8 protein-coding genes are annotated in these 8,231 nt (G+C 62.5%); all 8 read right to left on the bottom strand.

Translation table 11 applies throughout. The features are described from left to right. Positions 1–482: prepilin-type N-terminal cleavage/methylation domain-containing protein (locus AMA01_RS13115; protein ID WP_231862962.1), on the bottom strand; the 482-nt coding region annotated here is incomplete at its 3' end. 180 nt (positions 483–662) lie between these two features. Further along, the gene (locus AMA01_RS13110) at positions 663–1,901 is read right to left on the bottom strand and encodes a type II secretion system F family protein (protein ID WP_067851683.1); all 1,239 of its coding nucleotides are present in this window, start codon (positions 1,899–1,901) and stop codon (positions 663–665) included. Positions 1,902–1,916: 15 nt separating this feature from the next. Further along, positions 1,917–3,584 carry a GspE/PulE family protein gene (locus AMA01_RS13105; RefSeq protein WP_067851680.1) on the bottom strand — a complete coding sequence of 556 codons (1,668 nt, stop codon included), beginning with the start codon at positions 3,582–3,584 and terminating at the stop codon, positions 1,917–1,919. A gap of 38 nt (positions 3,585–3,622) precedes the next feature. Continuing rightward, positions 3,623–4,729 carry a retropepsin-like aspartic protease gene (locus AMA01_RS13100; protein WP_067851678.1) on the bottom strand — a complete coding sequence of 369 codons (1,107 nt, stop codon included), beginning with the start codon at positions 4,727–4,729 and terminating at the stop codon, positions 3,623–3,625. A 7-nt stretch (positions 4,730–4,736) separates the two neighbouring features. Further along, the gene (locus AMA01_RS13095) at positions 4,737–5,819 is read right to left on the bottom strand and encodes a homoserine dehydrogenase (protein ID WP_067851676.1); all 1,083 of its coding nucleotides are present in this window, start codon (positions 5,817–5,819) and stop codon (positions 4,737–4,739) included. A 152-nt stretch (positions 5,820–5,971) separates the two neighbouring features. Continuing rightward, positions 5,972–6,379 carry an aspartate 1-decarboxylase gene (gene panD / locus AMA01_RS13090; RefSeq protein ID WP_067851674.1) on the bottom strand — a complete coding sequence of 136 codons (408 nt, stop codon included), beginning with the start codon at positions 6,377–6,379 and terminating at the stop codon, positions 5,972–5,974. A gap of 114 nt (positions 6,380–6,493) precedes the next feature. Further along, positions 6,494–7,114, bottom strand: a complete 621-nt coding sequence (locus tag AMA01_RS13085) for a tetratricopeptide repeat protein (RefSeq protein ID WP_067851672.1) — start codon at positions 7,112–7,114, stop codon at positions 6,494–6,496. 113 nt (positions 7,115–7,227) lie between these two features. Beyond that, positions 7,228–8,196, bottom strand: coding sequence for an MTP-1 family protein (locus AMA01_RS13080; protein WP_082744195.1), 969 nt, complete (start codon positions 8,194–8,196; stop codon positions 7,228–7,230). Between the last annotated feature and the right edge of the window lie 35 nt (positions 8,197–8,231).

Genomic DNA, 8,231 nt, shown 5'->3' with positions numbered 1-8,231 from the left:
GACCAAGATTGGATGTTCCCAGTGCCGTTGGGATACGTGAACGTGACGTACGGCGCGGTCATGTTGTTAGCCGGTGAACCCGGGACAATTGTGAAGTTGCCCGTTTGTGACTGCGGATTGGGTACGCTCGTCAAGTAGCCGTTGCCAGAACCATTGCCAAGCAAGTAGTTATACACGGCGGTACTGTTCGACAGAGATCCGTTCGACACGACGCCAATCTGCGCACCGCTCCCATTGACAATCGCGCCATTTGTGATACCCAGACTCCCCTGATTCGTGGAGTTCGACTGATAATCATACTCCGCGCGCTGCAGCGCGTCCGCAATCAACTGTTCGTTCGACTTGTCCGTGTTCAGGCGCGCCTTCTGAATCTGTGCCAACACAATCGGCACGCCGACCGCCGCGAGAATCGCCAGGATGACGACCACGGCGAGCATTTCGATCAGCGTCACACCGCGCTGATCCCGGAGCCTTTGTTTCACACTCGAAATCTTCATTCTCATCTGACCCATCAGAACTCCCCTTCCCCTCTGCTCGACCGAGTCCGAGCCTACGTGTCGAATGAGTACCTTTGATGGCACCTATTATACTGGCAGGAAATGCACTTGTACATGCATTCTAGTCAATTTGGCCACATTTTTCGTAGACACCGACAGAAGCCGTCACGAGACGCCGTACGACCCTAGATTGTTGTAAAGCGAGAACATGGGCAACAGCACCGACAGCGCGATGACGCCCACCACGCCGGACAGCACCGTCGTCAACAGCGGCTCGAGCAGTTGCCGGAGTCGCTCCACCATCACCTCCAACTCGGACTCGTAGAACGTCGCCACGCGCGCCAACATGTCGTCGAGATGCCCCGTGGTTTCCCCCACGCGCACCATCTGTACCATCAGGGGCGTGAACGCGCCCGCGCGCTGCAGCGCTTCGGACAATGCGCCCCCCTCGCCCAAGGTGTCGCGCGCCTGCCGCAGGCTCACGCGGACATAGCGGTTTCCCACCGCGTCGGCCGCGAGCGACATCGCCGTCAGCGCCGGCAGGGCCGCGTGAAACAGCATCGCCAGCGTGCGCGACGCCTGCGCCATGGCCCGATAGCGCATCAGCTTTCCAAACACAGGGATGTACAAAAGCAGACGATCCCGCCAGTAGCGGCTCTCGCCATGGCGGCTGACGAAGATCCACGCCCCCACCAGGAGCACCACCAGGAGAATCGCCAAGTACCAGAATCGTTTCACCGCGTCCGCGGAAAACAGCACAATCCGCGTCGGAAGCGGCAGCGTCACGTGCATGGAGGCGAACACAGAGACAAATGAAGGAATGACGTTGATCATCAAAAACCCAGCCACTAGCACCGACATCACCGAGACAAGCGCCGGGTACATGAGCGCCGACTTGATCTTCGACACCGTCTCGCGCTGCCCTTCTTCGAATCGTGCCGTGGACTCCAGCACTTCCTCGAGGGAACCGCTGGCCTCGCCAGCACGCACCATCTGGACAAACATCGACGGGAACACCTTCGGATACTCAGCCAGGCTCTCCCAGAGCGCAGTCCCGCCCTCGACCTTCGCCGCTACCTCTCCCACGGCGCGCTTCAGCGGTCCCTTTTTGAGTTGCTCCTCCAGGACCTGAAGGGCTGGCACCAACGGCACGCCGGCCCGAACGAGCGTCGCGAACTGCCGGCAGAAGGGGACGAAATCCTCGGACTTGACCTTCGGCTCGAGAAAGCTCAGTTTGATTTGCCGGTTCCACAGATCCGACTTCTCGCTCATCGACTTGAGCCCGACCACAAACAGGCCGCGCTCCGCGAGCGCCCGAATGGCGTCCGCCTCCGAATCCGCTTCAATCTTTCCCCGCTCGCGCCGGTTGGGGCGCGCGATGGCCTCATACCGGTACACGCTCACCTCGTCTCACCCCCCTCAAGTCGCGGCCGTCACGCGCAGCACTTCCTGCACCGTCGTCTTGCCTTCCAGCGCCTTCTCCAGCCCGTCTTGGAACATCGTCCGCATGCCGCGCTCCTTCGCCACGCTCAGGTAATCCTCCGACGATCTCGACGTCAGGATCAGCCGCGCGATCTCGTCATCCACCTCCAGCACTTCCTGCACAGCCATACGGCCCTTGTATCCCGTCTGACCGCACGCGGGGCATCCCCGGCCTTCCACCACCGAATCAGCAGCAAAGCCATTTTCTTCGAGAATCTCCTGCTCGAGCGGCGTCGCCTTGCGCTCCTGTCTGCAGCGAGGGCAGACAAGGCGCACCAGCCGCTGCGCCACCACGCCCGTCACGCCGGATGCCATCATATACGCTGGCACGCCCATGTCGATGAGCCGGTTGATGGCGCTCGCCGCGTCGTTCGTGTGCAGCGTCGACAGCACGCGGTGCCCCGTGAGCGCGGCGCGCATGGCGATCTCAGCCGTCTCGTTGTCGCGAATCTCACCCACCATGATGATGTCCGGATCCTGGCGGAGGACCGCGCGAAGCCCGCGCGCGAACGTGAGTCCAGCGGCCGGATTCACCTGCACCTGATTCACGCCGTCGAGCTGGTACTCGATGGGATCCTCGATGGTGATGACGTTGACCTCGGGCGTCGCCAGCCGCTTCAGCGCCGCGTACAGCGTCGACGTCTTGCCCGATCCCGTCGGCCCCGTGATGAGCACCGCTCCATAGGGCTTCGTGATCATGCGCTCAAACGCCGCCAGGTTGGCCGTCGAAAACCCGAGCTCATCCAGGCTGAACGCCCGCTTGGCGAGATCGAAGATGCGGAGCACGACCTTCTCTCCGTGGGCCGTGGGCATCGTGGAGACGCGCACGTCCACCTTGCGCCCACCCTCCGCAAACTCAAAGCGACCGTCCTGCGGCAGCCGCTGCTCGGCAATGTTGAGCCTCGCCAGGATCTTCACGCGCGCAACGAGGCCGCTCTGAAGGTTTCGAGGAATCAAGCGCTCCGTCCGCAAAAATCCGTCCACGCGGAACCGCAGGACCACCCCGTCCGCCTGTGGATCCAGGTGCACGTCGGACGCGCCGGCGTCCGACGCTTCCACCAGAATCTGATTGAGCGCGCGCACAACCGGTGAATCCGCCGCCCGGTTCTCCTGTTCCGGCTCCGGGCGGGGCGGCGCAGATTCCGCGACGGACCGCACCGCCGTCTCAAACACCTCGTTGCCGCGGTAATGGCGAGAGATGGCTGCCTGGATGTCCTGGCGCGTTGCGATGGCGGGCATGATGACGAGATTGGTGGAGCGGCGCAGGTCGTCGATGGCGTAGTAGTCGAGCGGATCGGCCATCGCGACGTGCAGGCGACTGCCGGCGCGCCGGTATGGGATGAGAACGTACGTCTCCGCGAGGCGCTCGGGAACGAGTTTCAGCACCTCCGGATCGATCTTCATGTTCGCCAGGATGACGTGCGGAATGCCGAGCTGAAACTCCAGCACTTCGACGAGTTGCTGCTCGGTGATATACCCGTTCTGAATCAGGATGTCGCCAAGGCGCGTGCCCGTCTCGCGCTGCTCGGCGAGCGCCATCTCCAACTGTTCCGGGGCGAGCATGCCAGATTCCACAAGCAACTCGCCCATTCGCTTGCGCGCCAACGCGTGTCACCTCTCACGGGTTCGCCCGCCGTCTGGGCTCACTTCAAGATGTACAGCGTGTTCTGACTCTGAGAGACCAATAGATCATATCCATTTTGTTGGAAGAATTGATAGCCCAAGAGCGGAATGCCCGTCCAGCTCGGATCCACGATGCAAGGCACATCCGCAAAGACGCGATTGCCAATCTTCAAGGTGACCTTGCTCAAGTAGGCTTCATCCGTCCCGCCGATCCCGCCGACCTCAATGCTCCCCAGATTCGGGAGATGGAGGCTCGTCGCCAGCTGCTGGCCAAGCAGCGTTTCAAATGCACCCGTGTCGAGCTGGAACGTAATGAGATTGGTTCCGCTCGACGCCTGAAAAAAGACGCCGTTCTGGTAAAACGTCACGGGCGTCTGCACAAGGACGCTTTCTGAACCGAGGGTGGGCGAAACAGACGAATTAGCCTTGGCCGTCTGGAACTGAACCGGCAGGCTCTGATGTACGACGCCTCCCGTCGGCGTCTTCCAAGTGACGTTGACGTACACCGTCTCGGCCGTCGAGTCGGTCAATCCTCCCTGCCACGTGCCCGTTCCATCGGTGCTCACCTGGAGAGAGGATGCGCCCGCAGAGGGCTCCAGCTCGCTGAATCCGGTGGATGATAGGGTGATGGCCTGTCCCGGAACTGGATTGTCTCCGTCAAGCGTGACGATGTTCAGCACCGCAACGCTGCCCGCCACCGCCTGCGACGCCTGAATCAACACAGAGTAGCTGTGCTTCACCGGTTCGCTTACAAATTCGAAGCCCCCGCCCTTCAGCGGAATGGCCCGGACCGATGGGGCGAGCGCCGACCAAGGCACGTACGTCTTCCCGTAATAAACGACGCCTTGGACGTTGCCGCCCGTCAGCGCGATGTTGCCGTTGCCGAGATCGACATACGGCGTCCCGAAGGCGTTGAACGCCGCCTCGTCGACATATGTGTCGTTGCCGACGCAGATGGCGTCGTACAGCTTTCCGTGGATGATCACGCGCACATGGCCGGGCGCGACTTTGAGGTGCGGCACGCTCGAAGACGCGCGCGTGGCAGCCTGCGCCATCGGAGCTGCCAGCGGTGCGCATACGAGAGCAAACGATGCGAGGCTCGCGAGCCAAGAGCGACGAGAGATCATAGTTCGCCTACCTTCTGGATGAATTCACTCGCCACTCTATTTCGTCCTCGACGCTTGCGTTTCCTGCATGCGGCACCTCGACCAATTGGACCACGTCCTCGAGCACGGCGCTCGCGGTAGGGAACGCCCCGGCGCCAGGCCCGGTGAGCGTCACGGTGCCCACCACGTCGCCCGTGATGGCGAGCGCATTTTCGACGCCGTCGATGCCGAATAGCGGATCGGACGGGGGAAGAGATTCGACGCGGATGAAGGTCTCCACCACGCCGTCCTCGCGCCAGCGGGCGGTGGCCACGTGCTTCAGCTTTTCCCCGCGCGATCTCGCCCGTAACACGTCGTCCAGCCGAAGGTGCGAAATGCCTTCCCGCGGCGCCGCGAGGTAGGCCGCTGGCCGCGCGTCCAGAGGGCGAGGCTCAAGCGCCGGAGCATGGACCTCGTTCCTGAGCGGCGCGGTGTCGACGCCGAGCACCTGGAGGAGCACCTGAAGCTTGAAGAACGCGTCGTGGCCTTCCACGTCCGACGTGGGATCGGGTTCGGCGTAACCGAGCGCCTGCGCCTCCGCCAGCGCGTCCGCAAAGCTCGCGCCCTCGTGGGTCATGCGGGTGAGGATGTAATTGCTCGTCCCGTTGACGATGCCGCGCAGGGCCGTGACGCGATTGACGCGGAAGTAGGTCTGTAGCGTGTGAATGGCGGGTACCCCTCCGAGCACGCTCGCCTCGTATCGAAGCGCCACGCCGTGGTCCCGCGCCAAGGCCCGAAGTTCCGGGCCGTGCGCCGCCATGAGGGCCTTGTTGGCGGTCACGACCGGCTTGCCCGCGCGAATCGCCGTGCGGACCACCTCGTGCGCCACGTCGATGCCGCCCATCACCTCGATCACGACGTCGACGTCGTCCGCGAGGCAGACAGATCGCCAGTCATCCGTCAGCCTTTCCTTCGGCACATACGAAGGCCGCGGGCGCGACAAGTGCTTGACCGCGATGCGCGTCGCCTCAAGCTCCATGCCGCCAACCATGCCGGCGCGATCGCTCAGCACGCGGAGCACGCCACTCCCCACCACACCGCAACCGATAAGACCCAGCCGAACGCGTTTCAATCTATCTCTCGCCGCCTTTCCATTGTGAGAAGTGTTTGAGGCGCTCGCCATCCCCAGCGCTCGGGAAACACATCCCCCGCTTCGGGGAGCCGCTGCGCCGATATACAAAAAGGGCACCCTTTCGGATGCCCTTCCTGAGAAACGAAGCAGCGTTATACGCGCGCCGTGACGCGCTCCATGCGCTTGTTCTCCTCGGCCTCGGAGGCGAGCGCCTCGACGGGCCGGTTGTCCGCGTCCACCATCACGACGGTCGGATGGTGACGCCGGACCTCTTCCTCGCTGTAGGCCGCGTACGAAATGACGATGACCAAATCGCCCGGTTCGGCCAACCTCGCCGCTGCGCCGTTCAAGCCGATCACGCCCGAGCCGCGATCGCCGGGGATCACATACGTCTCAAACCGCGCACCGGTGTGGATGTTGACCACCTGCACCTGTTCGTTCTCGACGAGATCTGCAGCTTCCATGAGGTCCTCATCAATGGTGATGCTGCCGACGTAGTGCAGGTTGGTCTGCGTCACGGTGGCACGGTGAATTTTGGATTTCATCAGCGTGCGAAACATCGAACCCCCTCCATTCCCTGGGGCCTTCGCAGAGGAGTGCACTGTAGCGCCTTCCTCCGACATGTTACGCGTTCACGAGCCCCAAGGCAAGTGGAAACGCACGCCTCGTCCGCTTCACTTGGACGCTTTCTGCGCGCCGTTAAGGTTCGACAGCGTTGATTGGATATCCGCATAAGCTGGATCTTTCTTGCTGACGTTCTTCAGGCCCTGTTCCAGCGTCTGTTTCGCGAGGCTTGTCTCCTTCAAGGTGAGATACGCCTGCGCGAGCTGCCAGTACGCCCAACCGTACGACGGATCCACCTGAATGGACTTCTGGTAGTACGGGATGGCTTCCTTCGGCTGATTTTCGCGCTCGCGGTACATGTTGCCGAGCGCGGTCAGCGCCAGACCGGACTTGGGATTCGCCTGCACGGCGCGCTTGAAGTACTGGATGGCGAGCGCCGTGTTCCCGTTTGCGGACGCGCTGTCGGCCGCGTTCAGCTGCGCCGCAAAGTTGGACGGTTGCTTGTCCGCGATGGCCGTGAGCCGCTTCAGGTTGGCACTGCCCACCTCGCTCGTCGGCGCCACCACGAGGTTGTTGTGGCCCTGTTGCACGACGGTGGTGTTGCTCTTCGCCGCGGGCCTTTGCACCGCCGTGTTCGCCGAATTTGTCGTATTGTTGGCTGTGCCGCATCCTGCCACCAGGCCCGCAATCAGTGCGACGCACCCAGCAGATACAACAAGCTTGCGATTCATCCAATCTCCTCCCAAGGTCTCGACTTCTTGGCCATTGTATCACAGCCTGGTCGCGCGCGAGAACGAACCCTGGTCCTTGCGCGAGCTGTCAGGAGGCGCGACGGCTTCTTCCGTCACGCCTCCATCTCGAGCGGGCAGGGCGCGGCGACAGAAAACGGATCCGGGATGAGAATCCGCTGCGCTTCAGCGTCCGACACACCGGCGTACAAATGCGCCGTGCCGTCCTCGTACCGCACGAGGCCGCCGCTGAACACCACATCCGCGAGTTCCGGCCGCTTCGCCTCGCCGCCCAGGAAATCGCTGCGCTCGGCGATGACACGAACCGGCGTCACGACGTCCTCGTCGAGATGAAGCGCGAAGCACATGGCCTTGTAATGGAGCGCGCCATCCTCGGAGCGATATGCGATGTGGCCCAAAACGCCGATGCTGCCGTCGTCGAGGCGCTGCGCCTCGTTCACGCCGCCCCACTCCCCGGGATGAAACCGATCCGGCAAAATTTCCGCCTTGAGAATGGAATCCGGCGACAGATCATCGAGCGAAGACAAAATCGTCCACCCAATTTGCGCCTGGCCGCCGTACCTACTGCCGTTTGGGCGGGTGAACACGCCCACGCGCCCGTCCGGAAGCTCCACCAAGCGAATGTCCTTCATCCACTGCGGTCCGACGGCAAAAAGCCGCAGGTCCCCCACCGATTCACCGCGGTAAAACACGGTGCGGTATTCGATCTCGTAGTTGTGAAACGGATTCGTCCAGATCTCCACGCCGCCGAACACCAATTCCCCGTGGATGCGCGCGTGAAACGGGTCCTGCAGCCCGCGGAACGTCCGCACTTCTTCAACCCGAGACCACACGCCGTCCGGCGTCTCATGGAAAAAGATCACTTCGGAAAACTCACTGTCGCGTGGCTCCACGCGAGCCGGAATGACGGCCCGACCCTCATCGATCAATGGCGCCGCGATGTTGTACACGTCGCGCCCGTCGACGCCGCGAAAGCGAATCTTCTCAGCTCGAAACACCTGTCGATGCTGCCGATACTCCTGTGCAAGCCACTCGCATGGCTTCGCGGCACTGATGGATTTCACCCTTGGGCACTCCCTCGATGTAGTACACATTGTGA

It is taken from the genome of Alicyclobacillus mali NBRC 102425 (genome assembly GCF_001570745.1).
GTDB classification, from domain to species: Bacteria; Bacillota; Bacilli; order Alicyclobacillales; family Alicyclobacillaceae; genus Alicyclobacillus; species Alicyclobacillus mali.
Note: the sequence above shows the minus strand (reverse complement) of the source record. Positions and strands in the feature narration are given on the sequence as shown.